General features: G+C 45.7%; 27 protein-coding genes. 19 read left to right on the top strand and 8 right to left on the bottom strand.

Going from position 1 to position 26,127, the window contains the following annotated elements; genetic code table 11:
• Positions 1 to 75: 75 nt before the first annotated feature.
• Positions 76 to 1,338, top strand: a complete 1,263-nt coding sequence (locus L3Q72_RS19065; RefSeq protein ID WP_275132130.1) for an MFS transporter — start codon at positions 76 to 78, stop codon at positions 1,336 to 1,338.
• 197 nt (positions 1,339 to 1,535) lie between these two features.
• Here the strand turns inward: L3Q72_RS19065 and L3Q72_RS19060 are convergent, their stop codons facing one another.
• The gene (locus L3Q72_RS19060; protein WP_275133742.1) at positions 1,536 to 2,129 is read right to left on the bottom strand and encodes a DUF938 domain-containing protein; all 594 of its coding nucleotides are present in this window, start codon (positions 2,127 to 2,129) and stop codon (positions 1,536 to 1,538) included.
• Between the two features lie 151 nt (positions 2,130 to 2,280).
• Complete coding sequence (locus L3Q72_RS19055; RefSeq protein ID WP_275133741.1) at positions 2,281 to 3,150, bottom strand: LysR substrate-binding domain-containing protein; 870 nt, start codon at positions 3,148 to 3,150, stop codon at positions 2,281 to 2,283.
• A gap of 188 nt (positions 3,151 to 3,338) precedes the next feature.
• On the opposite strand from L3Q72_RS19055, the gene L3Q72_RS19050 reads away from it, so the two are divergent.
• The 7 genes from L3Q72_RS19050 to L3Q72_RS19020 all read left to right on the top strand — a co-directional run bounded on the left by L3Q72_RS19050 (position 3,339) and on the right by L3Q72_RS19020 (position 9,180).
• Complete coding sequence (locus L3Q72_RS19050) at positions 3,339 to 4,487, top strand: S-(hydroxymethyl)glutathione dehydrogenase/class III alcohol dehydrogenase (protein ID WP_275133740.1); 1,149 nt, start codon at positions 3,339 to 3,341, stop codon at positions 4,485 to 4,487.
• A gap of 78 nt (positions 4,488 to 4,565) precedes the next feature.
• A complete protein-coding gene (gene fghA / locus L3Q72_RS19045; RefSeq protein ID WP_275133739.1) occupies positions 4,566 to 5,405 on the top strand; it encodes an S-formylglutathione hydrolase in 840 nt (279 codons plus the stop codon).
• Between the two features lie 98 nt (positions 5,406 to 5,503).
• Positions 5,504 to 7,054, top strand: a complete 1,551-nt coding sequence (gene gshA / locus L3Q72_RS19040) for a glutamate--cysteine ligase (RefSeq protein WP_275133738.1) — start codon at positions 5,504 to 5,506, stop codon at positions 7,052 to 7,054.
• 42 nt (positions 7,055 to 7,096) lie between these two features.
• On the top strand, positions 7,097 to 8,041 hold the full coding sequence (gene gshB, locus L3Q72_RS19035; RefSeq protein ID WP_275133737.1) for a glutathione synthase: 945 nt from the start codon (positions 7,097 to 7,099) through the stop codon (positions 8,039 to 8,041).
• Positions 8,038 to 8,364: a multidrug efflux SMR transporter gene (locus L3Q72_RS19030; protein ID WP_275133736.1), complete on the top strand. Its 327-nt coding sequence runs from the start codon at positions 8,038 to 8,040 to the stop codon at positions 8,362 to 8,364. The genes gshB and L3Q72_RS19030 overlap by 4 nt, the downstream gene beginning before the upstream one ends.
• Positions 8,365 to 8,389: 25 nt before the next feature.
• Positions 8,390 to 8,521, top strand: a complete 132-nt coding sequence (locus tag L3Q72_RS19025) for a hypothetical protein (RefSeq protein WP_275133735.1) — start codon at positions 8,390 to 8,392, stop codon at positions 8,519 to 8,521.
• A gap of 41 nt (positions 8,522 to 8,562) precedes the next feature.
• Complete coding sequence (locus L3Q72_RS19020) at positions 8,563 to 9,180, top strand: LysE family translocator (RefSeq protein WP_275133734.1); 618 nt, start codon at positions 8,563 to 8,565, stop codon at positions 9,178 to 9,180.
• Between the two features lie 301 nt (positions 9,181 to 9,481).
• Here the strand turns inward: L3Q72_RS19020 and L3Q72_RS19015 are convergent, their stop codons facing one another.
• Positions 9,482 to 10,405 carry a LysR family transcriptional regulator gene (locus tag L3Q72_RS19015; RefSeq protein ID WP_275133733.1) on the bottom strand — a complete coding sequence of 308 codons (924 nt, stop codon included), beginning with the start codon at positions 10,403 to 10,405 and terminating at the stop codon, positions 9,482 to 9,484.
• Between the two features lie 96 nt (positions 10,406 to 10,501).
• Between L3Q72_RS19015 and L3Q72_RS19010 the strand changes: the two genes are divergently transcribed.
• Positions 10,502 to 11,575 carry an SDR family NAD(P)-dependent oxidoreductase gene (locus tag L3Q72_RS19010; protein WP_275133732.1) on the top strand — a complete coding sequence of 358 codons (1,074 nt, stop codon included), beginning with the start codon at positions 10,502 to 10,504 and terminating at the stop codon, positions 11,573 to 11,575.
• A 165-nt stretch (positions 11,576 to 11,740) separates the two neighbouring features.
• On the opposite strand, the gene uhpC is transcribed toward L3Q72_RS19010, so the two are convergent.
• The 4 genes from uhpC to uhpT all read right to left on the bottom strand — a co-directional run bounded on the left by uhpC (position 11,741) and on the right by uhpT (position 16,758).
• Positions 11,741 to 13,084: an MFS transporter family glucose-6-phosphate receptor UhpC gene (gene uhpC, locus L3Q72_RS19005; RefSeq protein WP_275133731.1), complete on the bottom strand. Its 1,344-nt coding sequence runs from the start codon at positions 13,082 to 13,084 to the stop codon at positions 11,741 to 11,743.
• Positions 13,085 to 13,096: 12 nt separating this feature from the next.
• The gene (uhpB, locus tag L3Q72_RS19000) at positions 13,097 to 14,629 is read right to left on the bottom strand and encodes a signal transduction histidine-protein kinase/phosphatase UhpB (protein WP_275133730.1); all 1,533 of its coding nucleotides are present in this window, start codon (positions 14,627 to 14,629) and stop codon (positions 13,097 to 13,099) included.
• Positions 14,630 to 14,638: 9 nt separating this feature from the next.
• The gene (gene uhpA, locus L3Q72_RS18995; RefSeq protein WP_275133729.1) at positions 14,639 to 15,247 is read right to left on the bottom strand and encodes a transcriptional regulator UhpA; all 609 of its coding nucleotides are present in this window, start codon (positions 15,245 to 15,247) and stop codon (positions 14,639 to 14,641) included.
• Positions 15,248 to 15,363: 116 nt separating this feature from the next.
• Positions 15,364 to 16,758 carry a hexose-6-phosphate:phosphate antiporter gene (gene uhpT, locus L3Q72_RS18990; RefSeq protein ID WP_275133728.1) on the bottom strand — a complete coding sequence of 465 codons (1,395 nt, stop codon included), beginning with the start codon at positions 16,756 to 16,758 and terminating at the stop codon, positions 15,364 to 15,366.
• Positions 16,759 to 17,016: 258 nt separating this feature from the next.
• Between uhpT and agaR (L3Q72_RS18985) the strand changes: the two genes are divergently transcribed.
• The gene (gene agaR, locus L3Q72_RS18985; protein ID WP_275133727.1) at positions 17,017 to 17,784 is read left to right on the top strand and encodes a transcriptional repressor AgaR; all 768 of its coding nucleotides are present in this window, start codon (positions 17,017 to 17,019) and stop codon (positions 17,782 to 17,784) included.
• Between the two features lie 92 nt (positions 17,785 to 17,876).
• Here agaR (L3Q72_RS18985) and L3Q72_RS18980 read toward each other — a convergent pair whose 3' ends face one another.
• Positions 17,877 to 18,014, bottom strand: coding sequence for a hypothetical protein (locus tag L3Q72_RS18980; protein ID WP_275133726.1), 138 nt, complete (start codon positions 18,012 to 18,014; stop codon positions 17,877 to 17,879).
• 126 nt (positions 18,015 to 18,140) lie between these two features.
• On the opposite strand from L3Q72_RS18980, the gene agaR (L3Q72_RS18975) reads away from it, so the two are divergent.
• From agaR (L3Q72_RS18975) to L3Q72_RS18935, 9 genes are all read left to right on the top strand, one after another.
• Positions 18,141 to 18,917: a transcriptional repressor AgaR gene (gene agaR / locus L3Q72_RS18975; protein ID WP_275133725.1), complete on the top strand. Its 777-nt coding sequence runs from the start codon at positions 18,141 to 18,143 to the stop codon at positions 18,915 to 18,917.
• A gap of 9 nt (positions 18,918 to 18,926) precedes the next feature.
• The gene (locus L3Q72_RS18970; RefSeq protein WP_275133724.1) at positions 18,927 to 20,234 is read left to right on the top strand and encodes a D-tagatose-bisphosphate aldolase, class II, non-catalytic subunit; all 1,308 of its coding nucleotides are present in this window, start codon (positions 18,927 to 18,929) and stop codon (positions 20,232 to 20,234) included.
• The gene (locus L3Q72_RS18965; RefSeq protein WP_275133723.1) at positions 20,231 to 21,400 is read left to right on the top strand and encodes an SIS domain-containing protein; all 1,170 of its coding nucleotides are present in this window, start codon (positions 20,231 to 20,233) and stop codon (positions 21,398 to 21,400) included. The genes L3Q72_RS18970 and L3Q72_RS18965 overlap by 4 nt, the downstream gene beginning before the upstream one ends.
• A gap of 23 nt (positions 21,401 to 21,423) precedes the next feature.
• Positions 21,424 to 21,897, top strand: a complete 474-nt coding sequence (gene agaV / locus L3Q72_RS18960; protein WP_275133722.1) for a PTS N-acetylgalactosamine transporter subunit IIB — start codon at positions 21,424 to 21,426, stop codon at positions 21,895 to 21,897.
• Between the two features lie 18 nt (positions 21,898 to 21,915).
• The gene (agaW, locus tag L3Q72_RS18955) at positions 21,916 to 22,692 is read left to right on the top strand and encodes a PTS N-acetylgalactosamine transporter subunit IIC (RefSeq protein WP_275133721.1); all 777 of its coding nucleotides are present in this window, start codon (positions 21,916 to 21,918) and stop codon (positions 22,690 to 22,692) included.
• Positions 22,682 to 23,566 (top strand): PTS N-acetylgalactosamine transporter subunit IID, encoded by an 885-nt coding sequence (gene agaE / locus L3Q72_RS18950; RefSeq protein ID WP_275133756.1) that lies wholly within the window; start codon positions 22,682 to 22,684, stop codon positions 23,564 to 23,566. Before agaW ends, agaE begins: the two co-directional genes overlap by 11 nt.
• A 61-nt stretch (positions 23,567 to 23,627) precedes the next feature.
• On the top strand, positions 23,628 to 24,065 hold the full coding sequence (gene agaF / locus L3Q72_RS18945; protein ID WP_275133720.1) for a PTS galactosamine/N-acetylgalactosamine transporter subunit IIA: 438 nt from the start codon (positions 23,628 to 23,630) through the stop codon (positions 24,063 to 24,065).
• Positions 24,055 to 25,245, top strand: coding sequence for an N-acetylglucosamine-6-phosphate deacetylase (nagA, locus tag L3Q72_RS18940; RefSeq protein ID WP_275133719.1), 1,191 nt, complete (start codon positions 24,055 to 24,057; stop codon positions 25,243 to 25,245). Before agaF ends, nagA begins: the two co-directional genes overlap by 11 nt.
• Positions 25,236 to 26,090: a tagatose bisphosphate family class II aldolase gene (locus tag L3Q72_RS18935; protein WP_275133718.1), complete on the top strand. Its 855-nt coding sequence runs from the start codon at positions 25,236 to 25,238 to the stop codon at positions 26,088 to 26,090. Before nagA ends, L3Q72_RS18935 begins: the two co-directional genes overlap by 10 nt.
• Positions 26,091 to 26,127 lie beyond the last annotated feature (37 nt).

Genomic DNA, 26,127 nt, shown 5'->3' with positions numbered 1-26,127 from the left:
TGCTATTGTTCCGCCTTCAATGTAATGAGAATAGTTATCATTGTGGATTTATGGATAGGCAATGCTGAAACCGTTATGGAAACTAAAAAACAACCAAGTTTCAAGTTCATTCTGACCCTATGTGGATTGTATTTGGTTCAGGGGCTTCCTATGGGGCTTGCTTTTAACAGCATCCCAACCCTTCTCAGGACGTTAGGGTTTGCACTGGAAGATGTCGGCATGATTCAGATTGCGGGTATTTTCTGGGCGCTAAAGTTTCTTTGGAGTGCCCAGGTTGATAATTACTGGTGCAGCAGGATAGGAAAGCGAAAAACCTGGATCATTCCAATGCAGCTTACCATTGCAATTGCCATATTCCTGCTCTCTTTTGTCTCTGTAGAACAAAGCTCCATTCCAACTCTGTCATGTATTTTGGTATTAATCTCTTTTGCCGGTGCAACACAGGACATAGCAACCGACGGATTTGCAGCAGAAAACAGCCAGGTAAAGCATTTAAGTCTTATTAATACCATTCAGATGTGCGGTGTTTTGTCAGGAATGCTTATCGCGGGTCCATTTACCCTTGCACTGTTTGAGAAATTCGGGTTTTCAGTGACCTGCCAGGGACTATCATTACTGGTGGTTCTGGCCATGACCCCCATTATTTTCTGGCCTGAAACCAGAAATGAACATTCAACTCATAGTTCGAACTCAGGAGTCCATACGGACTTAGCCGGTAAACAAGCTTCTCTCCGTCGTTTTTGGCGCACCCCGAATGCAAAATCAAGTCTGTTACTCTGCTCACTGACGACTGTTAATGGTGTTATGATCTTAGGCCTTATTCGATTTGTACTGACTGACCGAAACTGGTCTATGACAGACATAGGCGTTATCACAGGTATTGCTTATATTATAATGACAATACTCGGCTGTCTGATAGCCAGGCCTGTGCTTAATAGCCGCGGATTTAAGTTTACCCTGGCTACCGGGCTTTGTATGGTAATACTGGGGGGCGGGCTTTGGGCGGTAATTGCACAGACAATGTACACACCAACCTCTGTTATCTGGATGGCGGCATTGATTGTCGGGTTAGGCATGGGGCTGGTAACAGTAAGTACATATACTTACACCATGCGTTTTTCTCAGAAAACGTCCCAGCCCGGTACAAATATCGCGACTTTTCAGAGTGCCCAGACACTAAATGAGATAATCTTCACATCTGTTGCAACGGCACTTGCTAGCACACTGGGTTATTCAATGGTATTTATACTAGGCAACTGTATAGAACTTCTCTGTTTAATTACACTGCTTAAGCATAAATACTACGAGCACGTTAACCTGAATGCCGAAGCAACCTGAAGGAGATTAAATTATAAACAGCAGTTGTTTTGTAAGCGCTCGATAAACTACACATTCAACTGTGCAGCCACCAGATTTATGTTCTTTTCTTCATCAATATGTCCAAAAACGATCATCGGTAGTTTTCATTCGATATTAGGAGATCGAGGGCAAACTCTGATAGATTCAGTCTAGACTAATCCATTTGAACACAGGCATTAACTCGCTGAATTTTTACTCCAGACTAACAAAAAATTATTAGCAGGCATTGCTACTTTAGTCGTTAATTTTAAGTCAGCGGCCCATGAGTCCAGTTGTTCAATATCGAGAATTCCTCCGAACCCGTTCTGTTTAAGATACTCATCAAACTCCCTGTTGCTTTGAGTAGTGAACTCATCATCCACTTTCATTGGCCCATACTGACAAAAGATACCGCCTTCAGGGAGTTTTTCTGAAACTAACTCCATCATTTTTTTTGCTTCAGAAGGCTGCATAATGTGAGTTGTATTTGCCGTAAATACCGCATCAACCTCTATATCAGGCCAGGCATCTCGGCCTACCATAAATTCCACCGGAGCATGAATGTTCTTCAAGGAAGATTCTGCTATCCATGCATTAATGCTGGTATGGTTTTCAGACATATCACTGGTGTGCCAGTTCAAGTGAGGCATTCGAGAGGCAAAAAACACTGCATGTTGTCCGGTACCGGAGCCGATCTCCAGAACATGTCCAATGGATTTAAAATAATTGGATAGTTGATCCAAAATCGGTCTCTTGTTTCTTTCAAAATACCGGCTAAAGTTCTTCGACATGATTGTCCACCTGCAAAAATTAAGCGTTCTTTGGTTTATCCATTATTAAGCCGCCACTATACCAATAATCCATTACGCTGATTATTGTCTATTCTGTAAAAGTGTTTCTCAGAAGAAATGGATTATCAACTCAGGACTTCATTGTCTGCAATTAACTCAATTTTTCTGCCAAAAAATCGACAAGTAACCGAACCTTGGGAGACAGGTTCCGGTTGTGTGGATACAGTGCCCAGATCCCCTCTTTTTCATCCCGGTAGTCGCTTAATATTTCAACTAATTTCCCGGAATCTAAAGCTTCCTGAACATAATACTCCGGCAATTGAACCAGACCTAAACCACGAGTGGCCGCATTTAACAGTGCAAACCCCGAGTTACAATGAATACGTCCGGTTACTTTTACGGATTTCTCCGTTTTATTTTCCTTAAAACGCCAATATTCAGAAGAACCAACCAGACAGTTATGATTGTCCAGTTCGGACAAAGTATGGGGGATACCATATTTTTCCAGATAACCCGGTGTGGCACAGACAAACAATTGCCGGTAGGCTAACCTTTTTGCGATCAGGCTGGAATCTTTAAGACGCCCCAGACGAATAGCGACATCCATACCGGACTCAATAAGATCAACCGTTAAGTTAGTCAGGTTGAGTTCTAGATCAACCTGAGGATAAAGCTCCAGAAAATCATTGAGCAATGGAGCAATATGGGACTCACCATAAGCGACAGGCGCGGTTATCTTTAGCAACCCCTTCGGCGTCGATTGCATCTGAGTTACGGCAAGCTCTGCGGTTTCAAGCCCCTCAACCAGACTGCGGCAGTGAAGGTAGTAGATTTGTCCTGCTTCTGTGACGGATACTTTTCTGGTTGTTCTGAGCAGCAATTTTACTGCCAGCCTCTCTTCCAGCATTGAAACTCGCCGGCTTATCTGCGCAACTGAGGTATTCAGCTTTTTCGCCGCTTTAGTGAATGATTGTGTATCTGCCACCGCTACAAATTCCGTGACACCTTCCCAGTTGGCCATGTCTTGTTCTCATTAATTAGTTCATCAACAGTTTATCGATTATTACGTATACGTAAAAGACATTTTTAATTTCACCGGATTATCAAATAAGAGGAAATATTTAAAATACGCCTAACTTAAATGTTCACGAGTTCTAAACGTTTCCATCTTTAGGACTTTATCTTGTACTGAATTCTAAGGAATTGACTATGTCATTAGATATCAAACCGGGTCAGGAATTTATCAAATCAAAAGCAGCGGTTGCATGGGCAGCCGGTGAACCACTGAAAATGGAAGAGGTGGATGTTCAACTGCCTAAGAAAGGTGAGGTGTTAGTTCGCATTCTTGCCACCGGCGTATGTCATACCGATGCTTTCACCCTTTCCGGTGATGATCCGGAAGGCATTTTCCCTTCAATTCTGGGCCATGAAGGTGGCGGTATCGTCGAAATGGTCGGTGAAGGCGTAACCAGCGTTGAAGTTGGCGACCACGTTATTCCGCTTTACACCGCAGAATGTGGCGAATGTAAGTTCTGTAAGTCGGGCAAAACCAACCTTTGCCAGGCGGTACGTGAAACCCAGGGTAAAGGCCTGATGCCCGATGGCACAACCCGTTTCTATAAAGATGGTGAGCCTATCTATCACTACATGGGCTGCTCTACTTTCTCTGAATACACTGTGCTACCGGAGATTTCTCTGGCGAAAGTAAACAAAGATGCGCCACTTGAAGAGGTTTGCCTGTTAGGTTGTGGTGTGACCACAGGCATGGGTGCGGTTCTTAATACGGCAAAAGTAAAAGAAGGTGACACAGTCGCTATCTTTGGTCTGGGCGGTATTGGTCTGTCTGCCATCATCGGTGCCCGTATGGCGGGTGCAAGCCGAATCATTGGTGTTGATATTAACGAAAGCAAGTTTGAGCTGGCTCAGCAGCTAGGCGCGACTGACGTTATCAACCCTCAAAAGTTCGATAAACCAATTCAGGAAGTGATCGTTGAAATGACCGACGGTGGTGTGGATTACTCATTTGAATGTATCGGTAATGTGAATGTGATGCGTCAGGCACTTGAGTGCTGCCATAAAGGCTGGGGCGAATCTGTCATTATCGGTGTTGCCGGTGCAGGTCAGGAAATCTCCACTCGTCCGTTCCAACTGGTAACGGGTCGTGTATGGCGTGGCAGCGCATTCGGTGGCGTTAAAGGCCGCTCTGAACTACCTGAAATTGTCGATCGCTACATGGCAGGTGAGTTTGGTCTGCAGGAGTTTATTACTCACACCATGGGGCTGGAAGATATCAACGAAGCCTTTGACCTGATGCATGAAGGTAAGAGTATTCGTACTGTTATCCATATGGATAAGTAATATCAATAATCCGATGACAATCGCTGTGTTTTCTCGTTGACGCGGCGATTGTCATACCAACGTAAAATCGTAAAGACTATGACACTTGTAAACATAAGTCAGAATAAGGTTGCCGGGGGCTGGCACAAGCAGTATACCCACGACTCCCGCACTTTAGACTGCAATATGCGCTTCGCGGTATTTTTACCACCAGGCGCTTCAAAGGCAAACCCTGTCCCTGTCCTGTACTGGCTGTCTGGCCTGACATGCACCGATGAAAACTTTATGCAAAAAGCCGGGGCCTTTAAAAAAGCGGCAGAGCTGGGTATTGCGATTGTTGCTCCTGATACCAGCCCTCGCGGCGATGATGTTGCTGACGACGAAAGCTATGATTTGGGGCAAGGCGCCGGCTTTTATGTCAATGCGACTCAAAAGCCCTGGTCAGAGCATTACCACATGTACTCTTACGTTCTTGAAGAGCTCCCGCAGCTGATTGAAAAGAATTTTCCGGTATCGGGGATAAAATCAGTCTCGGGCCATAGCATGGGCGGGCATGGCGCACTGGTTATCGGGCTTAATAATGCTGAGCAGTATCAATCTATTTCAGCCTTTAGTCCTATTGGAAATCCGATGCAGGCACCTTGGGGAAAAAAAGCGTTCACAGAATATCTGGGCAATGATTTTTCTACCTGGAAAACCTACGACGCATGTGAACTACTGATGCATAAAAAGTCCGGTCTGCCAATCCTGGTCGATCAGGGGGATGCAGACGAATTTATGGCAGAGCAACTCAAACCAGAGCAACTGCTTAAAGCCGCAGAGACCACTGACTCAGCCGTTAAACTGAGAATGCAGCCTGGCTATGACCATAGCTATTTCTTTATCTCAAGCTTTATAGACGACCATCTGGAATTTCATGCTAAGCATTTAACGGCTTGAATAAGTTTGTCGCGTAATTGACCGGAATACCGGCGGTTGACTGTACGAAATAAACCCAGGTGCATGACACCTGGGTTACCACTATATGTATTTGCTTTATGACCAGTTTTTCTTTGAAATTAGCCCGGGTATCCCAAAACCCAAGTGTATTGAATAACCTGAAACGTGGCATTGAACGAGAGGCTTTGCGTTATAGCGAAGAAAGCCGACTTGCTAAGACACCTCACCCCAAAGCGCTGGGCTCCGCCTATGCAAATCAATGGATCACAACCGATTTTTCGGAATCACAACTTGAACTGGTGACACCCGTTTCGACAGATATTGAGACGTTATTTGCACAACTGGAAGATATCCATCATTTTACCCAGACCAATCTGGGCAACGAATATATGTGGCCAATGTCGATGCCTTACAAGGTGAATGAAAGTGATATCGTTCTCGGGCAGTATGGCGCATGCAATGCCGGAAGGCTTAAGACGCTTTACAGAAAAGGTCTTAAGCACAGGTATGGCAGTAAGATGCAGATCATCTCAGGTGTCCATTACAATTTTTCATTTCCTGAATCCTTCTGGGATGATTTATTTGGCAAACAGCAGGAACAAGAGCGGCAAGAAGCCAAATCTAATGCTTACTTCGGGCTGATCAGAAATTACTACCGGTTTGGATGGCTGATACCGTATTTTTTTGGTGCCTCTCCGGCGGTGTGTTCTTCATACGTAAAAGAATTGAAGACGGATAAGCCATTCCTTAAAGCTGAAGACATGCTGTATCTGCCTTACGCTACTTCTCTGCGTTTAAGCGATATTGGCTATTCCAATAGCAATCAGGAGCAACTTAATATTGGTTTAGATAGCCTGGATGATTATTTGTCTGGTCTGAAAAAAGCAACACAGACATCTTCGCCTGCCTTCGAACAGATTGGTGTAAAAGTGAGCGGTGAACACCAACAGATCAACAGCAATATTCTGCAAATGGAAAATGAGCTTTACGCACCAATCAGGCCTAAACGAGTTCCTGAAGAGGATGAGAAAGTCTATGAGGCCTTGAGCCAGCGGGGCGTTGAATATGTTGAAGTTCGTGCACTGGATATCAATCCGTATAGCGCTGTGGGCATAAGTGAAGAGCAGGTCCGGTTCCTGGACTTATTTTTGATATGGGCAGTCTTAAAAGACTCCGACTTGATGACAAAGCAAGAAAAGGACATCTGCTTAAGTAACTGGAATAAAGTTATTTATCAGGGAAGGAAACCCGGACTGCAGCTTGAGTGTTGCTCCAGTGACAATGCTCAGGCGCTGCAGGAGTGGGCGATGTTGATAATCAAAGAAATTATCGCGGTTGCAAAGGCGATGGATAAAGCAAGCGGAGACATAAAGTATCAATCCGTGTGTCATAAACTGGCTGCAGCAATTCACGATCCTGAATTCACGACGGCCGGTCTGCTACAGGCTGATATTGAAAAGGCGGGAGGGTTCAGACAATTCGGTCATGAGATGGGAACAAGGCATACGTGCTCACATTTAAAGCATCACTACCGTTTTTATAACGCACAAGATATGGAAAATGAAGTCGCTCGCTCATTGCATGAACAAGAAGCATCAGAGAAATCCGATGTATTAGATTTTGATGCTTTTCTTATTGCAAATTCCTAAGGTGTGTTTTCTTTGATGAACCTGATTAATCGGGAGTAAATAATGATTAAACTTGGCATAGTAATGGATCCAATTTCATCCATTAACATAAAAAAAGATTCAAGCTTCGCCATGCTGCTTGAAGCGCAAAAACGCGGTTATGAAATCCATTATATGGAAATGCAGGACCTTAGCCTGGAACAAGGCGTTGCCATGGCAGAGACAAAGATCGTAAAGCTAAAAGAGGATCCAAACGGCTGGTACAAATTCAAATCAGAGCAGACTATTGAGCTTTCTGAGCTGGATGCTGTATTAATGCGTAAAGATCCCCCGTTCGATACAGAATATATCTACGCAACCTATATCCTTGAGCGCGCTGAAGAGAAAGGCACACTAATCGTCAATAAACCTCAGAGCCTGCGAGACTGCAACGAGAAGCTGTTTACCGCCTGGTTCCCGGAATTGACTCCGACAACGATTGTTACCCGTAAAGCAAAAAGGATCCGCAAATTTCAGGATGAGCACGGCGATATTATCCTTAAGCCGCTGGATGGTATGGGTGGTGCGTCCATCTTCCGGGTAAAGCAAGGCGATCCTAACGTCTCCGTTATCATTGAAGCTCTGACCAACCACGGCGAATACTATGCTATGGCACAGACTTTTGTTCCGGATATCAGCAATGGCGATAAGCGGATCCTGGTTGTTGACGGTGAGCCAATGCCTTACTGCCTTGCCCGAATTCCGGCCAAAGGAGAAACCCGAGGTAACCTTGCAGCAGGCGGCAGAGGCGAACCAAGACCATTAAGTGAGACAGATCTTAAGATTGCAAACGCCGTTGCCCCCATCCTTAAGAAAAAGGGGCTTATCTTTGTTGGCCTGGATGTGATTGGTGACAAACTCACTGAAATAAACGTAACCAGCCCAACCTGCATCCGTGAAATAGAAGCGGCATTTGATATCTCCATCACGGGTAAACTGATGGATGCGCTTGAGGAAAAGTTATTATGACTTGGTTTTTTCTATTAATGGGTGTCTTAACTGAAGCTGTCTCTCATGTAGCCCTGAAAGCGGCTGACGGTTTCACACGTCCTGTACCTGGTGCAATTGTTATTCTTGGACACATAGCGGCATTTCTATTCCTTTCACAGGCAATGAGAGACTTACCTGTTGGCATAGTGCATGCGGTATGGGCTGGTTCGGCTATCGTATTAGTTAGCTTGCTGTCTATGGTTATTTACAAGCAACACCTGGATATAACCGTTTGGATTGGCATTTCATTTATCGCTTTTGGCGTCATGGTGATAAACATGTCGGCTGCTCACTCTCATTAAATCAATTAGAAAAAGAACCTTTACTATGCTGTTTTCTAAAAAACACTTAACGCTACTTGCATTCAGTTTTGTCGGCTTAATCTGGGGAAGTAACTTCATTTTTATGAAGTTGGCAGCCCTGCAGATTTCTCCGATGCAGATAGTAGAAGCAGTATAATCCTTTTTCGCAATACAAAACCCACAAGACGAGCATCCCTTATGATTAATGACTACGCTCTATATCTTACCTTGGCTTTCGCTGTAACTGTTATCCCTGGGCCATTAGCTATCCTCACTATTAAGAACTCTATCTTATATGGAGGAAGAATTGCGATTTCTGGCATTTTAGGTAACTTTGTCGCAATGGTAATTCTGGCTTCTATATCAGCATTAGGATTAGGGGCTATTATAATGGCGTCTCACTCTTTATTTTATGCACTAAAAGTACTGGGCTGTTTATATCTGATTTACTTGGGAGTTCAAGCATGGAGAGCCCCGAGTAACAAGCTTGGAAAAGTGAAAAGAACAAAGAGCAACAGGACGATACGTGCAAGTTTTAAAGAAGGATTTAGTGTTGGATTGGCAAATCCTAAAGCAATCGCATTTATTACAGCAATTTTCCCACAGTTTATAGACCTGACAACGAGTGTAATACCACAGTACGCAGTATTGATCCTTACTATTGAGAGTGTGTCCCTTTTGGTGTTATCAACCTATGCATTTATTGCATCTCGGCTAGCTAATGTCCTTTCAAAGGAAGGCCCAATGAAGATATTCAATAAGTTAACAGCTGCCGCTTTCGTTGGATTCGGATTAGGTCTTGTTTATGAAGAATAATTACGCCTTGGATGTAACCGTTTGGATTGGTATTTCATTTATCGCTTTTGGTGTCATGGTGATAAATTTGTCGGCTGCGCACTCTCATTAAATCAAATAGAAAAAGAACCTTTACTATGCTGTTTTCTAAAAAACACTTAACGCTGCTCGCATTCAGTTTTGTCGGCTTAATCTGGGGAAGTAACTTCATTTTTATGAAGTTGGCAGCCCTGCAGATTTCTCCGATGCAGATAGTATTTGTGCGGGTGTTATTTGGGTTTGTTCCAGTCGCACTCTTTGCTATAAGCAGAAACGTGTTGCGCTAATTATATGATTCTATAAATAGAGACTTTAGCCAGTTGATGGCCGGATCTTTATCATAAGCTGTATGCCAGCCCAGATAGAGTTTGAATCCTTTTGCTTCAAAGGGGAGCTCAAACTCGTCCAGGTCATCACAATAATGCTGTACCAGTTTAGAAGGAAGAGTGCAGACAAAGTCGGAGCCTTTTAGCAGCTCATTGACCATATTAAACTGTGTAATTGACAGCGCAATCTGCCGTGATTTTCCCAGGCTTTGCAACTGTTCGTCCATGAAGCCGAAGAAGCTTCCTCCTGAAGTCGATACCAAAATATGTTTAAGCTGGCAGTATTCGTCCAGAGACAGAGGTTTTGTTCCTCTTGGGTGATTTTTCCTTTGTGCCAGGACAAATTTTTCTTCAAAAAGCAAAGCCGCTTTAGAGTCCAGAGGAATACCTCTTTCAGATGCAATCACAAGATCCAGCTCTCCTCTTTCCATCATTTCATTCGCTTGCCTGACATCTGTATGGAAAGCGATTTGAACTCTGTCTCCGAGCTCATGAAAGAGCTTAGGCACTAAGACTTTGCTAATTATTGTCAGGGGATAATCTGCAATGGCAACATTGAAGATACGTTTGTCTGTTTTTGGGTCAAATTCCTGACCATGCGATACCAACTCCCCCAGACCATGCAGAAGGTGTTTCAATGATGAACGAATCTCTTTGGCTTTCGAGGTTGGTAGCATTCCTCTACCGTTGCTGGCAGGAACCAACAGTTGATCGTCGAAAACTCTTCTTAACTTTGATAGCTGAGTAGATACTGAAGATTGACTCAGGTTTAATCTACGGGCTGCTCCAGTGACGCTGTTCTCATCTAACAGGACATTTAATGAAACGAGCAGATTTAAGTCCACCTTTCTTAAACTATCTGTCGAACCATCTATCGCCATTATCGATACCCCTAATCTAAATAATCAATTTCAAGGATACCTCGCCAGTTGCTAAGATTCAAATCCACACGAGAACCAGACCACAGGAATATTGGTATGTTAGAAGTTAAGTTATTAGATACAAACCAGCCAGTTAAAGTTGTTGAAAGTGACATCCCTCAAGCGAAAAGAAATGGCGTAGTAGTCAGGCTTGAAGCAACACCACTACTAAGTTACTCCCGAAATTACCTTGAGGGCAAACTGCCTTACATGTATCCACCAATGCCATTTACTCCGGGTACTAACGCTGTTGGTGTCGTACATGAGATTGGTGAAGGCGTTCTGGGTCTGGAAGTGGGCCAAAGAGTTATCGTAGATTGTAACTGGGAAAAAGATGAGGCCGTGAGTGAGCCTGAACGGGTTCTTATTGGGTTAACGGGTATCAGTATGGGAAGCGCACCTATGCTGGAAGAGTATCCGAATGGCACTTGGCGTCAATACGGAGATTTCCCTGCTTCTGTTGTTTTCCCAATCGAAGATACCGATGGCGTAGACTCAGCTACACTTGCATCTATCGCAAAGCTGGTTGTTCCGTTTGGCGGGCTGCGCAGAATGCAGCTTAAGGCTGGTGAAACCGTCATCATCAATGGTGCAAGTGGTTACTTCGGCTCTGCTGCCGTTATGCTATCACTGGCAATGGGAGCCAATGTTATATTAACCGGACGCAGCGAAGCCAAACTTAGCAAAGTGGTTTCTGAGCTGAACGTAGCAGAAGAGCGCGTAAGGGTTGTGGCACAAACCGGTGATGTCGAGACCGATGTTGCTGCACTTCGCCAGGCATTTGCTACTCCGGCGCACAAGGCACTTTGTATGGTTGGGCAGTCTACTGACTCTCACAGTACTTCAGTAAGTCTGAATGCATTGCAACGTGGCGGCCAGTTAATTCTGATGGGAAGTACTCTGGCAGAGTTGTCTATTGATTATAACCAGCTACTTCTGAATAACTGGGAAATTAAAGGTAACTTCATGTACACCAAAGAAGACTACCTCGCACTGATTTCATTGGTTAAATCCGGGTTGATCAATCTGTCTCAGATCCCTGCAAAAACTTTCTCTATTGAGGAAATTGAGCAAGGAATCGATGAAGCAGGGCAACTTCAGGGCCTAAATAGTGTTGTGCTAACACTTTAATCGTTCTCTGAACACCGGGTACGCAGGTGTTCAGTTCAAAGAAAATACTGAAGATCTGACTTAATTTGCCCAACCCCCAGCTTGTAGAATGTTTAGTGGTAACCGGTAATTGTGTTTATCGGTTACCACTAGCTTTATCTGATGTTTTCGATGGTACAAATAGTCCTATTTAGTTTGAGCTTTCACTGTATTTATAGCCGGAGTCTGAACCAACAAAAACGGTAACAGGAGCAGGCCTATGCCAGCAGAAGAGAGTGAAATTATCATGAAGAATCCGCTCCAGCTGAAATACTCCAGAACAACAGCAATAGGATACCCTGCTATTGCTGCTCCCATATAAGCAAATATGCCAACAAACCCGGTTGCCGCTCCGACAGAGCTTTTATGTGAACATTCTGCTGCGGTCATACCAATTAGCATTTGGGGGCCGAATACAAAAAATCCGATAGTAAATAGCCCGGCAGCCTGCACTACAAAACTCGCCATCGGCATTAACCATAAGGCTGCTACAGACATGAAAATGCCAATAGAGAACAACAAATTCATTGGACTCCGGTTTCCGCCAAACAGACGGTCAGAGCCCCAACCTGCAACAAGAGATCCGCAGATGCCGCCGATTTCAAACAATGAGATAGCCGAGTTTGCCGTGATTAGGTCAAAACCGTGCATTTCCGTAAGGTATAAATTACCCCAGTCATTTATGGATGTTCTGACAAAATAAACCAGGGCGTAACTGAAAGCGAGTAACCAGATAAACTTGTTTCGAATAACATACTTTTTCAAGATATTGCCATAGGACATTCCTGGATCCAGGTTCTCGTTGGTCTTTTCCAGACTGTCATTCCGCCAGGAACCAACACTGGGAAGTCCCATAAACTTAGGAGTATCTTTGAGATAAAAGCAAAGAAACAGACCAACAGCCACCCCAATACATCCGGGAACAATAAATCCGTAGCGCCAGCTATAGTGCAGCGTCAGGTAGCTAACAAGAAGCGGGATCATAGCGCCGCCGACATTGTGCGCGGTGTTCCACACTCCCCACCAGCGCCCCCGTTCTGACTGGGAGTACCAGCTTGTCAGCAATTTAGAGCAGGCAGGCCAGCCCCATCCCTGAAACCAAGCATTTAATATCCACAAAAAGGTCAACATAACAATAGAGCTGGAAAAGCCAAATAGGATGTTAACGATCCCGGTAATAATTAATCCTATACCCATAAAATACCGGGGACGGGACTTGTCTGACATCATGCCTGACACGAATTTGGATAAGCCGTAACAAATGTAGAATAAGGTCCCCATCATACCTATGTCAGACTTATCTAATCCCAGATCACTGATCATTACCGGCATGACATAGTTCAGGTTCTTTCGGGTCAGATAGAATGCCGCGTAACCGATATACATAGTAAACATAATATGTATACGCCAGTGTTTGTAGCAGTCATCCACCTGATCTGCAGGGATTCTTTCATGGCTGGATTCTGACGGGATTTTTAATATTCCAAACATAGGGCAGGGTACTTATATTAACGGGAGTTCGGCACTAATTTTTGTGCCATGCTTGTGTTGAGGATTCGCATTGTGCAGACAGGAGCGGATGTGCAGGGTTCCCCCCAATGCTTGCACCCTTTCCTTCATTCCTTTTAAGCCAAAACCCTGAAAGGTATCTTTGGCATCGATTCCAATTCCGTTGTCTGCGATTACAATCCTTATTTTATCTGAAAGATGAATGTTCACCGTAACATTCGATGCCTGGGCATATTTAACGGTATTGTTCAGGGACTCCTGACAAATACGATAGATAGTGATATTTAGCGTGTCACTCAGGTCAGCAAGCTTATTACCGGATGTGGGATCTTCAGATAGATGGATACTAACCTCGATTCCATTTGCCTCGCACTCCAGATCAGAGACCAGCTGCTTTAACGCACATTTAATACCTAAGTCATCAAGAATCTTAGGGCGTAACCGGCTCAATAGTCCTTTGGTTGTGTCGTAGACATTTAAAGATAGTTTTTCGATAGTAGAAGCGCACTGCTCGCTTGCCGATACATTATTGACTCTTTTGATGATGTTAGCCTGAGTGCGAATCGCAGTAATGTTCTGACCAATCTCATCATGTAATTCTCGCGCGATTTCACGGCGTACTGACTCTTCCGCTTTAACCAGCTGAGTTGACAGGTTCTGATTTCTGCTTAACTCTTTTCGTAGCTGTTCATTGAGGTCACGCTGTTTTTGTACACCTACGCCCAGGATGATACCCGTCAGGCTCTGAGCACTAAGAGATAACAGTAAGTCGGTGATCTCCAACTGAGATATGCTACCCCGTGCCGCTATAAGAACCACACTGTTGAGTAGAGTCCCTATCAATGCGCCCTGCCATCCGTAACGATAGGCAAGCAGTACAATTGGTATAGCAAGACAGAATGGAGCAAAACTACGCATATCACTGGGCAAACCGATCTGCACTGCAATGCTGGCGGCGAACAGGACAGCATAAAGTGCTATATGCTGATAGCGCAGATGTGTAGAACTCGAAATTGAACTTGCAGTGAGCGGAGCCCAGTTGGTATTAAAAAGGTAACTTCTGAGCAAATAACAGAAAGGGACCAGCATCAGCCCTCCGGTGATGCTCACCAAACTGACAGTCAGCAACATAGAGTATGACAAATCAACAAGTAATATGTTGATAAGGGTTTGCATCAGGATACATGCTCCCATAAACATCAACTTACGCCATTGTTCGCCATAGTAATGTGGTTTTATCATCCAGAGAAAAGGGTAGCTTGCCATGCTGGCCCCAAGAACTGAGAACCATTGGGGCTGCTCCATCAGAAGTGCAAGAGATATCGTGAGCAGCCATTCAGAAAGGTAGACTGCCGGCCAGTATGTCCGGGATATATGCAGACAACTCCCCAGACGTAAAGCAAATGGGAAAAAAAGAATTGCCAGCTCGGCATCCAATACGAAATGGTACGAAATGACCCACAGGCAGAACCAGCTGCAAGACATGCCAAGGAATATACTCAGGCTGAGTATCGGAGAGTTTCGCATAAAGGCCGCTTATATCACATCAGACTCAAAAAAACGGGCAAGTGCGACATTATTGGTCACGCCAAGTTTTTCCATAGCGTTCGCTCTGTGAACATGAACCGTTTTTGGACTTAGATTTAACTGGTCCGCTATGGCTCTGACCTCCATTCCTTTGGCGAGCAATTCCCCTATTTGGCGTTCTCTTTTGGTCAGGCTTTCCAGTGAGCTGGTTGCACGACTGGCTGAAGCCAGATTAAGTGCGATAGCGGGCGTGAGATAGCAGCCTCCGGAATAAGCCGTGCGCACTGCCTGAATGAGTTCTTCCGGACTGCAACGTTTACTTAAATACCCTTTTGCTCCGGCATTGAGTGCATTTTCTACCATAGTGGCTGAATCATGAACACTTAGCATTACGCAAGCCAGTCCTGAAGGGAGATCCGCCAGTAAACTTAACCCGCTTTCGTCTGGCATTGAAATATCAAGAATGCAGACATGAGCCTGAATACCAGGCAGTTTTTTTCGCGCTTCAGCGGCAGAATCAAACTGACCTACAACTTGAATATCATCTTCCAGTGAAAGCAACTGCGCAAAGCCGGAACGAACGATAGTATGGTCATCTACAAGTGCTACGTTGATCATAGTGAAAGCCCAAACGATTTAAGAATAAACAGAAACATAGGGTCAGATAAAAACGACAAAACCCGAATACATGGCATGACCAGTATTCGGGTAAAAATTATTTAGTTGTTAAGTGATTACGCATTGTCGGATGCCAGTTGAAGCCGTTTTTCCCTGCGTATTTTCTTCTCTTCAGCAATCGCTACAAAGACAAGTAACCCTATACAGATAACAGCAGCGGTATCCAGAGCAACGAAAGTTCCTTTCCAACCAGTCAGTCCAAAAATAGGTGTGCCATCAGCAATCATACCCAGACCAAGTTTAGCAAAGCTATCACCGATTAAGTAGGCAAATGTCCCTTTAATACCGTCAGCAACACTGATTGCTTTCTTAGGTACAAAGCCAACTGCCGCAACACCAATCAGTAGCTGAGGACCAAACACTAAGAAGCCCAGTACAAACAAAGATGCAAGGTACATAAACTCACTGGTGGCGTGTTGGTAAAACTCAAGACAGAAAACAATCATCGTCAGTGATACACAAGCAACCAATGCACGGCGGCCATTCGCGAGATCAGATAAGTAACCCCACATTAGTGTGCCAACCAGCGCACCTACTTCAAACAGAGTGAAGCCGGAAATAGCGGCTTCTTTTGAGAAGCCAAGTTCCTGATAAGCGTATACTGTAGACCACTGATCGATACCAATACGAACGATGTAAAGGAAGATGTTGGCAAAACACAGCAACCAGATTACTTTGTTTTTCAGGATATATTCCATGAAAATTTCACGTTTGGTCATCTGATTTTCTTCAGCGATCATATCCTCTTCACTGGTTTCTTCACCAAAGAGTTCTTCAGCAGAACCAAGACCATAGGCTTCAGGTGAGTCACTACCATATCGCAGGCCAAAGAAGCCAACTACCAGGGCAATAATCGACGGGAAAATAAACATACCAAGAACGTGGCCGTCAAAGAAGAAGTTCGCACCAAACAGAGCAACACCAGCAGCACCCGCACCACCTACGTTGTGCGACATGTTCCACATACCCAGGTATGTGCCTCGTTTGTTACGTGGTGTCCATTTTGTAATAGTGGAGTAACTTGAAGGTCCGCCAGTACTCTGGAAGAAACCACTCAGACCGTAAAAAGCGACCATCATAAACAGACTGGTACTTGATGCACCCATGCTGACACCAAAACCAATCATACAGATGGCTGAAAGGATTAGCATGAATGGCAAGAACTGCTTGGTATTTTTCCCATCCGCATAATAGGAAACCACCGTTTTACCAATACCATAAGTAATAGAGAAACCCAGACCGATCATACCCAACTCGGTCATACTCAGACCATAAGTTGAAACCATATCGTTTTGGGCAACGTTAAAGTTTTTACGGATTAGGTACATGGTCAGGTAACCAATAAATACAACCAGATAAGATTGCATAAATGGCTTAAACCACATTTTTTTTCGTTCTTCAACAGGTATGTCCAGAGTAGGACGACGCACCTGCTCGAGCATCTTCAGCATGATATTTCCTCATTGGGGTCAGTTTATGAGCTGAATTATAAGAAGGCTACGAGGTGGAGCGCATGAGACGGAAACTTAACTTAACTAAGAAATAGTCTAAGTTTTGCTGGAGTGGAGAAATAAACATGTGCTGGATCACATATTGGTCAGAACATAGTATTAATGAAGTTTCGGGCAAAACCTAGACGCTAGATCTTGCATTCTTTTCAAGAAAGTAAAAAATAATGGGATATACGTTTGTAAGCGAATTGATAAGCCATGACAATAACTACACAGCGCCGTGAAGAGATACTTACACATATTCAGGAAAATGGTATTGGTTACGTTGAAGATTTTGCCCGTAAGTATCAGGTATCCAGTGTTACTGTTCGTAATGATCTGAATGTTCTGGAAAAGCGGGGTTGCATTGTACGCTGTTACGGTGGAGCGACGATTAACAAACATTTTGCGTTTGACCGTTCACTGAAAGAAAAAGGGCTGCTTCAGGCTGATCTTAAATCCCAGATAGCAAAGAAGGCTGTCGATCTTATTCAGGATGGCGATTCTATCATTCTGGATTCAGGCTCAACGACAGACAAGATAGCTCAGCAACTTCCATCAGATAAAGCTCTGGTGGTTATGACTAATGCACTCAATATAGCTTACCGTTTAACCAGCTATGAAAACATAGAGGTAATGATCACCGGTGGGACTGTGCGGAAAAATGCTTTCTCACTACATGGTGAAAATGCTGAGGAACAACTTGCTAAGTATCGCTTTGATAAACTGTTCCTTGGTGTTGATGGCTTCGACATGGATCTGGGGATCACGACCCCGCATAAAGGAGAAGCCTTGGTTAACCGTGCCATGTGTAAAGTGGCGAAAACAATTATCGCGGTCTGTGACTCTTCCAAGCTTGACCGTAAGAGTTTCTGCATTATCGCGACTCTTGAAGATATTGATGTACTGATCACCGATAGTGGTATCTCTCAACACTATGTCGATGCGCTTGTGGCTCACGGTGTGGAGGTTATTATTGCTGATTAGTTGTGCCTGCACACTGTACGATATGGCAGGCGAAAAACGCCTTTTATTCGAAAACGTGACATCGATCCTTCGTTACACTGAAACTCTTCAATTTATCTTCTCTTGAGGGCATCTTTCGTTCCTGAGAGGTAAAACTTCTTTCCCTGTGTGGTCTTATTATTATTTCTCTCACTACAGCTTGTTGCGAAAGTCTTTCGTTTTGCCTGAAGTGAAAGTTTTTTTTCTTTCATTTTCCTTCCTAATGCCTTGTGATCTGCTTTGCAAAATAAATTTATCAAGAATGTTGTAATCCTCACCGAAAGAAATCGAAAGGTTTTCTTGTTAAGCGAAATCAAACGAAATATGTGAGAGTTACGATGACCAGTTCGGAACGCAGACAAAAAATAATAGAGCTTATTCATCAGCAGGGCGAAGGCAAAGTTGATCAATTTGCTGACCAGTTTGGTGTTTCCGCTGTGACCATCCGTCATGACCTTAACCTGCTTGAACAACAGGGATGCGTACACCGTTGCTATGGCGGTGCCACACTTAATCCCAACTTTGCCTTTGACCAACCGCTGCATCGTAAGGGGTTGATGAATAAATCAGCGAAAGAAAAGATTGCTTCGGTTGCTGCATCGTTAGTCCAGGACGGAGAGGCAGTCATTCTTGACTCTGGCTCCACTATCGCCTGTATGCCTCCCTATTTGGGCAGGAAAAAGGATTTGGTGGTTATGACCAATGCGTTAAATACCGCCCATCAACTGAGTGGTTATAACAATGTTGACTTATTCGTGGTTGGGGGAAACCTGCGACGCGCTTCCTTTTCTCTTATGGGATCTCATGGTGTGCAACAGGTGAAAGAGTATCGGTTTGACAAGCTTTTCCTCGGTGTTGACGGCTTTGATCTCGAAGCGGGAATAACGACACCTAATCAGGGAGAAGCTCAGGTAAACAGAGCGATGTGCGAGGTTTCCCGACAGGTTATCGCTGTCGCTGATTCAAGCAAATTTGGTCGTAAAAGCTTTTGCATGATTCGTGGGGCGGATGAGATTGATATGTTGATTACCGACAGTCAGATTCCGCAGCACTACTATCAGACCCTGACGGGGATGGGCGTAGAAGTCATTCTTGCTGACAAGATTACCTGCTGAGGAGATGAGATGAAGGCACTAACTAATTTAATAAAACAGCATAAGCAGGGCCAGCAGGTAGGTATCTATTCCGTCTGCTCTGCTAATCCTTTTGTGCTGGCGGCAGGAATGCAGCAGGCAAAAAAAGACGGGCAACTATTGTTGATTGAATCCACCTCTAATCAGGTCAATCAGGATGGTGGCTATACAGGTATGACACCAGCGGATTTTGTCGATTATGTACAAACGCTATCGGAAGAGAACGGATTAAACCGGGGACAGATTTTGTTGGGGGGTGACCACTTAGGCCCTAACTGCTGGCAAGACTTGAATGCTGAAGAGGCAATGCTTAAGTCAGAAGTGTTAATCCATGACTATGTATCAGCCGGTTTTCGTAAGATTCATCTTGATTGCTCTATGTCCTGTGCCGACGACCCTGTGCCACTGAGTGACGAGGTGGTCGCAAACCGTGCAGCACGACTTTGCCAGATAGCTGAGCGTGCCTGGGAAACTTGCGGTGGCGAAGCACCGGTTTATATCGTTGGTACGGAAGTCCCTGTTCCGGGCGGTGCTCAGGAGTCGCTGGATGAGGGGATAGAGGTCACCTCACCAAATGCAGCGCAACAGACGATTCGGGCTCACAAAGACGCATTTGCACAGCATGACCTGGAGTCAACCTGGGAGCGGGTAATCGGTTTGGTGGTACAACCCGGTGTTGAGTTTGATCATCATAACGTAATCCATTACCAGCCAGAAAAAGCTAAACCACTGTCTGAGATGATTGAAGCCTACCCAAATATGGTGTTTGAGGCTCACTCAACAGACTATCAGGTTGCAGAGTCATACCTTGCACTGGTTCGTGATCACTTTGCCATTTTAAAAGTGGGGCCAGCTCTGACGTTTGCTCTGAGAGAGGCACTTTACGCTCTGGATGCTATTGAGCAGGAGTGGCTGGGGAGTCTGAACGCTTCTCACCTAAGATCCACTCTTGATCAGGTGATGCATCAGAACCGGGACTATTGGCATTCTTACTACAAGGAAACCGGTCATCAACAGTTTTTAGATTGCTCATACAGTTTAAGTGACCGCATTCGTTATTACTGGCCTTTTCCAGAAGTGGAAGAGGCGTGCAATAAACTGATCAGCAATCTAACCGAGAGGCCGGCTCCTGTCACTCTTATCAGCCAGTATATGACCAATCAGGCCCGGGCCGTGATGGAAGGCACGCTAGCCAACAACCCGAAAGAATTAATCATTCACAAGGTAATGGAAGTTACCCAACTATATGCGCGAGCTTGTTTTCCAGACAAGCAGTTATCGCTGGAGAATCAATTATGAGTAGTTATCTGGGATATGACGAAGCCTGGCTTCTTGAGCACAAGGCGATACATACGGCCAGAGAAATCCATCAGCAGCCTGAGTTATGGCGGCAGTTGGTAGGAATTCTGGCTGACAAAAAAGATGAAATTGATGCTTTTATGCAGCCACTGAAAGCAAAGCGGGATCTGCGGATCATCCTGACAGGAGCCGGAACATCGGCATTTGCCGGAGATGCAGTGGCTCCGTTTATTCAAAATAACAACCGTTTTGCAGTAGAAGCTATTGCTTCGACGGACATTGTGTCTAATCCAGAGCAGTATCTTGATCCTGCCCGGCCAACCCTGGTGGTTTCGTTTGCCCGTTCAGGTAATAGCCCAGAAAGTGTGGCGGCGGTAGAGCTGGCCAGTCAGGTTATTCCGGAATGCTATCACCTGTTCTTAACCTGTAACGGTGAAGGTCAGCTGGCACAATACGCGGACCAGGAAAAAAGCGCGCTTTGCGTCCTCATGCCAGAGCGTTCTAATGATAAGAGTTTTGCTATGACCTCTAGCTTTACCTGCATGATGATGGCTTCGCTGGCAGTACTGGGAGACGACGACACGGCTGCATTTGGTGAGAATGTAGATACGTTGGCAACCTCGTGTGAGCGACATATTCAAAGTTGGATCGGCAAAATTGGCCAACTGACGGATCTGCCATACAAGCGCCTGGTGGTTCTGGGTAACGGTGGTTTTGCCGGACTGGCAAGAGAGGCCGCTCTGAAATCATTAGAGCTGAGTGCCGGTAAGGTAATGACTGCGTTTGATTCTTCGCTGGGTTTTCGTCACGGACCTAAATTTATCATTGATAGTAGCTCGTTGGTTATCCAGTTCTTTTCCAGCGATACCTACTCCAGAAAGTACGACATTGACCTGCACAATGAAATGCAGGCTGATGGTCAGGTACTTGGTCAGGTTGCACTGACCGCAGAAAGTTTCGATGCCGATACCGTTGTTGAGCTGGGCTCTAATGGCCTGGACGAGCAATGGTTGCTGTTCCCATACATTGTTTTCACCCAAATGCTTGCGCTTGGTAAGTCTCTGAAGCTGGGACTTACCCCCGATAACCCCTGTCCGACAGGCGAAGTGAACCGTGTGGTCCAGGGGGTCACTATTCATACATATAACGCTAATAACAGTAACTAATTCAAAATGTGAGAGAAAAACAGATGCCTAATATTGTACTAAGCAGAATTGATGAACGATTGGTCCACGGCCAGGTTGGCGTACAGTGGGTTGGATTTGCCGGAGCAAATATTGTTGTGGTAGCCAATGACGCTGTTGCTGAAGATCAGATCCAGCAGAACCTGATGGAAATGGTATTGGCTGAGGGTATTGCTATCCGTTTCTGGTCTATCCAAAAGACCATCGACACCATTCACAAAGCCGCTGACAGGCAGAAGATCTTGCTGGTTTGTAATTCACCAAAAGACTTCCGCAGCCTGGTGGAAGGCGGTGTACCTATTACCCAGATCAATGTGGGTAACATGCACTACGCGGAAGGAAAGAATCAGGTTTCTAAAACCGTGTCAGTGGATGCCAATGACATTGAACACTTTAACACATTAAAAGCGCTCGGTGTTTCCTGCACGGTTCAGGGAGTTCCAACAGAAAGTGCAACAGATATTTTTACTCTACTTTAATTCTTAAGGAGCAATAACATGGAAATAGGATTATTACAGGCAGCGATGCTGGGCATCCTCGCCTTTTTTGCCGGGCTAGACCTGTTTAACGGTCTTACCCACTTTCACCGTCCGGTCGTTTTAGGACCTCTGGTAGGCCTTATCCTTGGTGACCTGAATACTGGTATTCTGGTAGGCGGTACTCTTGAGCTTATCTGGATGGGACTGGCCCCTCTGGCCGGTGCTCAGCCACCAAACGTAATTATCGGCACCATAGTGGGTACTTCATTTGCGATTACCACCGGTGTTGAACCTAACGTCGCCGTTGGTATTGCCGTACCTTTTGCCGTGGCGGTTCAGATGGGTATCACCCTACTTTTCTCTGCCATGTCTGCGGTGATGTCACGTTGTGATGAGTATGCAGATAATGCTGACACTAAAGGGATTGAACGGGTGAACTACTTTGCACTGGCGGTGCTGGGTACCTTCTATTTCCTGTGTGCTTTCCTGCCTATTTTCCTGGGTGCAGAACACGCCGGAGCTATTGTTGAAAAACTGCCGAAGGACCTGATTGATGGGTTGGGTGTAGCGGGCGGTATCATGCCAGCGATCGGCTTTGCGGTTCTGATGAAAATCATGATGAAAAACGTTTACATCCCATACTTTATTCTTGGTTTTGTGGCAGCTGCATGGCTTGAACTTCCAATTCTGGCAATTGCGGCGGCAGTAACTGCAATGGCCATCATCGATTATATGCGTAAATCAGAACCAACCCCGGTAGCAGCATCAGCAGAGGAGCTAAATGATGGAATCTAATGTAAGCAATGAGCTGGATCTTCGCCAGAGCAATACAAGCGTTCAGCCAGCCCCTGGTGTGAGCAGCGATGAATATGAAAACAAGGAAATTGGCGCTGAACTGACTAAATCTGATATCAACCGCATGGCATGGCGTTCATTGCTGTTGCAGGCATCTTTTAACTATGAGCGTATGCAGGCTTCCGGTTGGCTTTACGGCATTCTTCCTGCGCTGAAGAAGATTCACCCAAATCAGGCAGATCTTGCGAAGTCAATGAAAGGGCATATGGGCTTTTTTAATACTCACCCGTTCCTGGTGACTTTTGTAATGGGTATTGTGCTGGCAATGGAGCGCTCCAAGCAGAATATCAACAGTATCCAGAGTACCAAGATTGCCGTGGGTGCGCCTATGGGCGGGATCGGTGATGCTATGTTCTGGCTGACCCTGTTGCCAATCTGTGGCGGTATTGGGGCCGACCTGGCTCTGCAAGGTTCCATTATGGGTGCCGTCTTCTTTATGGTGCTGTTTAACGTAGTGCACTTTGGCCTGCGATTTGGCCTGGCACATTACGCCTATCGGATGGGTGTTGCAGCTATCCCTATGATTAAAGCCAACACCAAAAAAGTAGGACATGCCGCTTCTATGGTGGGTATGACGGTAATTGGCGCATTGGTGGCTACCTATGTACGTCTGGCAACGACGGCGGAGATTACAGCAGGTGATGCTGTTGTGAAGCTGCAAGCGGATGTTATAGACAAGCTGATGCCAGCCTTCCTTCCACTTGTATATACCTTGTGTATGTACACGCTTGTGAAGCGTGGCTGGAGTCCGTTACGTCTTATCACCATTACCATGGTGCTGGGTATTGTTGGCCGCTTTATGGGCTTCTTGTAATAGGTTTCGTTTAGTCAGAGACAGGAGCCGATCAAATCGGCTCCTGATTAAGGAATACAAAATGTTAGCAGTAATACTCTCAGGTCATGGTGGCTTTGCGTCTGGATTAGAAAAGGCCATTGAACAGATCATCGGTGAGCAGAGTCAGTTCAGGGCGATAGACTTTCCGCCTGAGGCAACAACGCCTCAGCTGGAAACCGCGATGCGTGATGCCATACAAGAGCTGGACAGTGGTGATGGAGTCGTGTTTATGACAGACCTTCTGGGAGGGACACCTTTTAGAGCGGCTTCTCTGTTGAGTCAGGAAAGCAGCAAGGTTGCCGTGGTAACCGGAACGAACCTGCAAATGGCGGCAGAAATGTTGTTGGAGCGGGATGAGTTATCTGTCGACGAGTTTGTCCGGCAGGCACTGGAGTGTGGCCATCGCGGCATTACCAGCCTGGCTGAACAGTTGGGACAGAGCGATAAAACAGAGGAAGCTGCGGAAGATGGCATCTGATCGGCAATATATCAGGGCTGGTCAGGCTCTGATAGGGACAGAGCTTCGCCAAAACGTGGTGCTGGTGGTTGGGGCGGATGGTTTAATCGAGGCTGTGCTTCCGGAAAGCCAATGCTCTCAGCCTTGTCAGGATTTCCGGGGCTGTACGCTATTACCGGGAATGATCGACACTCATGTGCACGGCGCTGTGGGCTTTGATGTGATGGATGCCAGCCATGAAGGGCTGGAGGCTATGTCCTGGTTTTTCGCTGCTAAAGGGGTGACCGCATTTGTTGCTACCACAGTTACAGCGCCGGTTAACAAGATTAAGCAGGTTTTGCTACAAGTCGGAAAAAGTAAGCGAAAGGGGCTAAGTGGGGCTGCTCTGTTAGGAGCTTACCTTGAGGGGCCATATTTCACTCCCAGGCATAAGGGGGCTCATCCTGAACACCTGTTCCGCGAACTGGATACCCGTGAGCTGGATAGTTGGATTTCGTACTCAGATGGCAGTTTGTTGGTGGTGGCGTTAGCTCCGGAGAAGGTCAACGCAGAGAAGGCCATTCATCACCTGAGCAATTGCGGGGTACGGGTGACGCTTGGGCATACCGATGCTACAGCTGAACAGGTTCAGGCGGCATTTTCAGCCGGAGCTGACGGACTGGTGCACTGTTATAACGGAATGAGTGGATTGCATCACCGGGGACCTGGCGTTGTCGGTGCCGGACTGTGCCAGCCAGACAGTTATATAGAAATGATTGCCGATGGCCATCATGTTCACCCACTCGCAATAGATGTCGCACATCGCTGCTGTGGTGAGCGCTTAATGTTGATAACCGATGCTATGCGGGCCGCAGGCATGCCTGACGGAGAGTACATGCTGGGAGAGTATCAGGTTGAGGTATCCGGGGGGATTGCCAGGACGAAAGCAGGGGGCCTGGCAGGAAGTACTCTCACTTTGATTGACGCGGTGAAAAATCTGTCCGCCTGGCTGGATATGCCATTCGAGCAGGCGTGGTTATCTGCATCACTGACACCTGCGAACTTTCTTGGTATCGCTGATCGTTATGGCTCCCTTGAAGTCGGTAAGAAGGCTTCTATGGTGGCGGTAACAGACAGCAAACAAATTCAAAATACATGGGTCGACGGCAACATGGTGTATGCCGCAGACAAGACAACTTTATCGGAGGCAGTATGTATCTGATTTCTTCACGTGAAATGTTAAAACGTGCACAGGCTGGCGGTTATGCCGTACCGGCTTTTAATATCCATAACCTGGAGACAGTTCAGGTTGTTGTTGAAACAGCATCGGAGATGGGGTCTCCAGTGATACTTGCGGGTACTCCGGGAACATACAGTTATGCCGGTACCGATTATCTGGTGAGTATTTGTAAAGAGGCAGCACATAAGCACTCAGTACCTTTGGTGTTGCACCTTGACCACCATGAGGAATTGACTGATATCCAGCACAAGGTTCAGCACGGTATTCGTTCAGTGATGATAGATGGCTCTCACCATGCTTTTGAACAGAATATTGCGCTGGTAAGAGATGTTGTGCAGTACTGCAATCGTTTTGATGCGAGTGTCGAGGCCGAATTGGGACGTTTAGGCGGTCAGGAAGATGATCTGATCGTTGATAGTGCTGACGCGCTAATGACCGACCCTGGTGCGGCTGCTGAATTCGTGCGTTCTACAGGAGTTGACACGTTGGCGGTTGCTATTGGTACGGCGCATGGTATGTATAAAGCCGAGCCGATGCTGGATTACGACCGTCTGGCAAAGATTCGTGAACGAGTGGATGTGCCGCTGGTATTACACGGCGCATCAGGTGTGCCCGATGAGGCAGTCAGACGCTGTATTGAATTGGGTGTCAGTAAAGTGAATGTTGCGACAGAACTCAAGATCGCCTTTGCAGACGCCGTTAAACATCACTTCGCCGAGAATCCGGGAGCTAATGACCCGCGAAAGTACATAGTACCGGGTAAGGAGGCGATGAAACGCGTAGTGATGGATAAGATCCGTGTCTGCGGTAGTGAGGGAAAAATTTAACTTGCCATTTTAGTCATCCCCTTAGGTATTGGTGAGT

This window comes from Vibrio sp. JC009 (assembly GCF_029016485.1).
In the GTDB taxonomy this organism is placed as follows: Bacteria; Pseudomonadota; Gammaproteobacteria; order Enterobacterales; family Vibrionaceae; genus Vibrio.
This window is presented reverse-complemented; position numbering and strand designations above follow the sequence as displayed.

Excerpts from the sequence above, each read along its gene's own strand:
- L3Q72_RS19015 (WP_275133733.1), bottom strand. The coding sequence starts at position 10,405 with ATGGCGATAGATGGTTCGACAGATAGTTTAAGAAAGGTGGACTTAAAT.
- agaV (WP_275133722.1), top strand. The coding sequence starts at position 21,424 with ATGCCTAATATTGTACTAAGCAGAATTGATGAACGATTGGTCCACGGC.
- L3Q72_RS19060 (WP_275133742.1), bottom strand. The coding sequence starts at position 2,129 with ATGTCGAAGAACTTTAGCCGGTATTTTGAAAGAAACAAGAGACCGATT.
- L3Q72_RS19055 (WP_275133741.1), bottom strand. The coding sequence starts at position 3,150 with ATGGCCAACTGGGAAGGTGTCACGGAATTTGTAGCGGTGGCAGATACA.
- uhpT (WP_275133728.1), bottom strand. The coding sequence starts at position 16,758 with ATGCTGAAGATGCTCGAGCAGGTGCGTCGTCCTACTCTGGACATACCT.
- L3Q72_RS19025 (WP_275133735.1), top strand. The coding sequence starts at position 8,390 with ATGCTGTTTTCTAAAAAACACTTAACGCTACTTGCATTCAGTTTTGTC.
- uhpA (WP_275133729.1), bottom strand. The coding sequence starts at position 15,247 with ATGATCAACGTAGCACTTGTAGATGACCATACTATCGTTCGTTCCGGC.
- L3Q72_RS19010 (WP_275133732.1), top strand. The coding sequence starts at position 10,502 with ATGTTAGAAGTTAAGTTATTAGATACAAACCAGCCAGTTAAAGTTGTT.
- L3Q72_RS19020 (WP_275133734.1), top strand. The coding sequence starts at position 8,563 with ATGATTAATGACTACGCTCTATATCTTACCTTGGCTTTCGCTGTAACT.
- agaR (WP_275133725.1), top strand. The coding sequence starts at position 18,141 with ATGACCAGTTCGGAACGCAGACAAAAAATAATAGAGCTTATTCATCAG.
- nagA (WP_275133719.1), top strand. The coding sequence starts at position 24,055 with ATGGCATCTGATCGGCAATATATCAGGGCTGGTCAGGCTCTGATAGGG.
- fghA (WP_275133739.1), top strand. The coding sequence starts at position 4,566 with ATGACACTTGTAAACATAAGTCAGAATAAGGTTGCCGGGGGCTGGCAC.
- uhpB (WP_275133730.1), bottom strand. The coding sequence starts at position 14,629 with ATGCGAAACTCTCCGATACTCAGCCTGAGTATATTCCTTGGCATGTCT.
- agaR (WP_275133727.1), top strand. The coding sequence starts at position 17,017 with ATGACAATAACTACACAGCGCCGTGAAGAGATACTTACACATATTCAG.
- L3Q72_RS19050 (WP_275133740.1), top strand. The coding sequence starts at position 3,339 with ATGTCATTAGATATCAAACCGGGTCAGGAATTTATCAAATCAAAAGCA.
- L3Q72_RS19065 (WP_275132130.1), top strand. The coding sequence starts at position 76 with ATGGAAACTAAAAAACAACCAAGTTTCAAGTTCATTCTGACCCTATGT.
- L3Q72_RS18935 (WP_275133718.1), top strand. The coding sequence starts at position 25,236 with ATGTATCTGATTTCTTCACGTGAAATGTTAAAACGTGCACAGGCTGGC.
- gshB (WP_275133737.1), top strand. The coding sequence starts at position 7,097 with ATGATTAAACTTGGCATAGTAATGGATCCAATTTCATCCATTAACATA.
- L3Q72_RS18980 (WP_275133726.1), bottom strand. The coding sequence starts at position 18,014 with ATGAAAGAAAAAAAACTTTCACTTCAGGCAAAACGAAAGACTTTCGCA.
- L3Q72_RS18965 (WP_275133723.1), top strand. The coding sequence starts at position 20,231 with ATGAGTAGTTATCTGGGATATGACGAAGCCTGGCTTCTTGAGCACAAG.
- L3Q72_RS19030 (WP_275133736.1), top strand. The coding sequence starts at position 8,038 with ATGACTTGGTTTTTTCTATTAATGGGTGTCTTAACTGAAGCTGTCTCT.
- agaE (WP_275133756.1), top strand. The coding sequence starts at position 22,682 with ATGGAATCTAATGTAAGCAATGAGCTGGATCTTCGCCAGAGCAATACA.
- agaF (WP_275133720.1), top strand. The coding sequence starts at position 23,628 with ATGTTAGCAGTAATACTCTCAGGTCATGGTGGCTTTGCGTCTGGATTA.
- uhpC (WP_275133731.1), bottom strand. The coding sequence starts at position 13,084 with ATGTTTGGAATATTAAAAATCCCGTCAGAATCCAGCCATGAAAGAATC.
- agaW (WP_275133721.1), top strand. The coding sequence starts at position 21,916 with ATGGAAATAGGATTATTACAGGCAGCGATGCTGGGCATCCTCGCCTTT.
- gshA (WP_275133738.1), top strand. The coding sequence starts at position 5,504 with ATGACCAGTTTTTCTTTGAAATTAGCCCGGGTATCCCAAAACCCAAGT.
- L3Q72_RS18970 (WP_275133724.1), top strand. The coding sequence starts at position 18,927 with ATGAAGGCACTAACTAATTTAATAAAACAGCATAAGCAGGGCCAGCAG.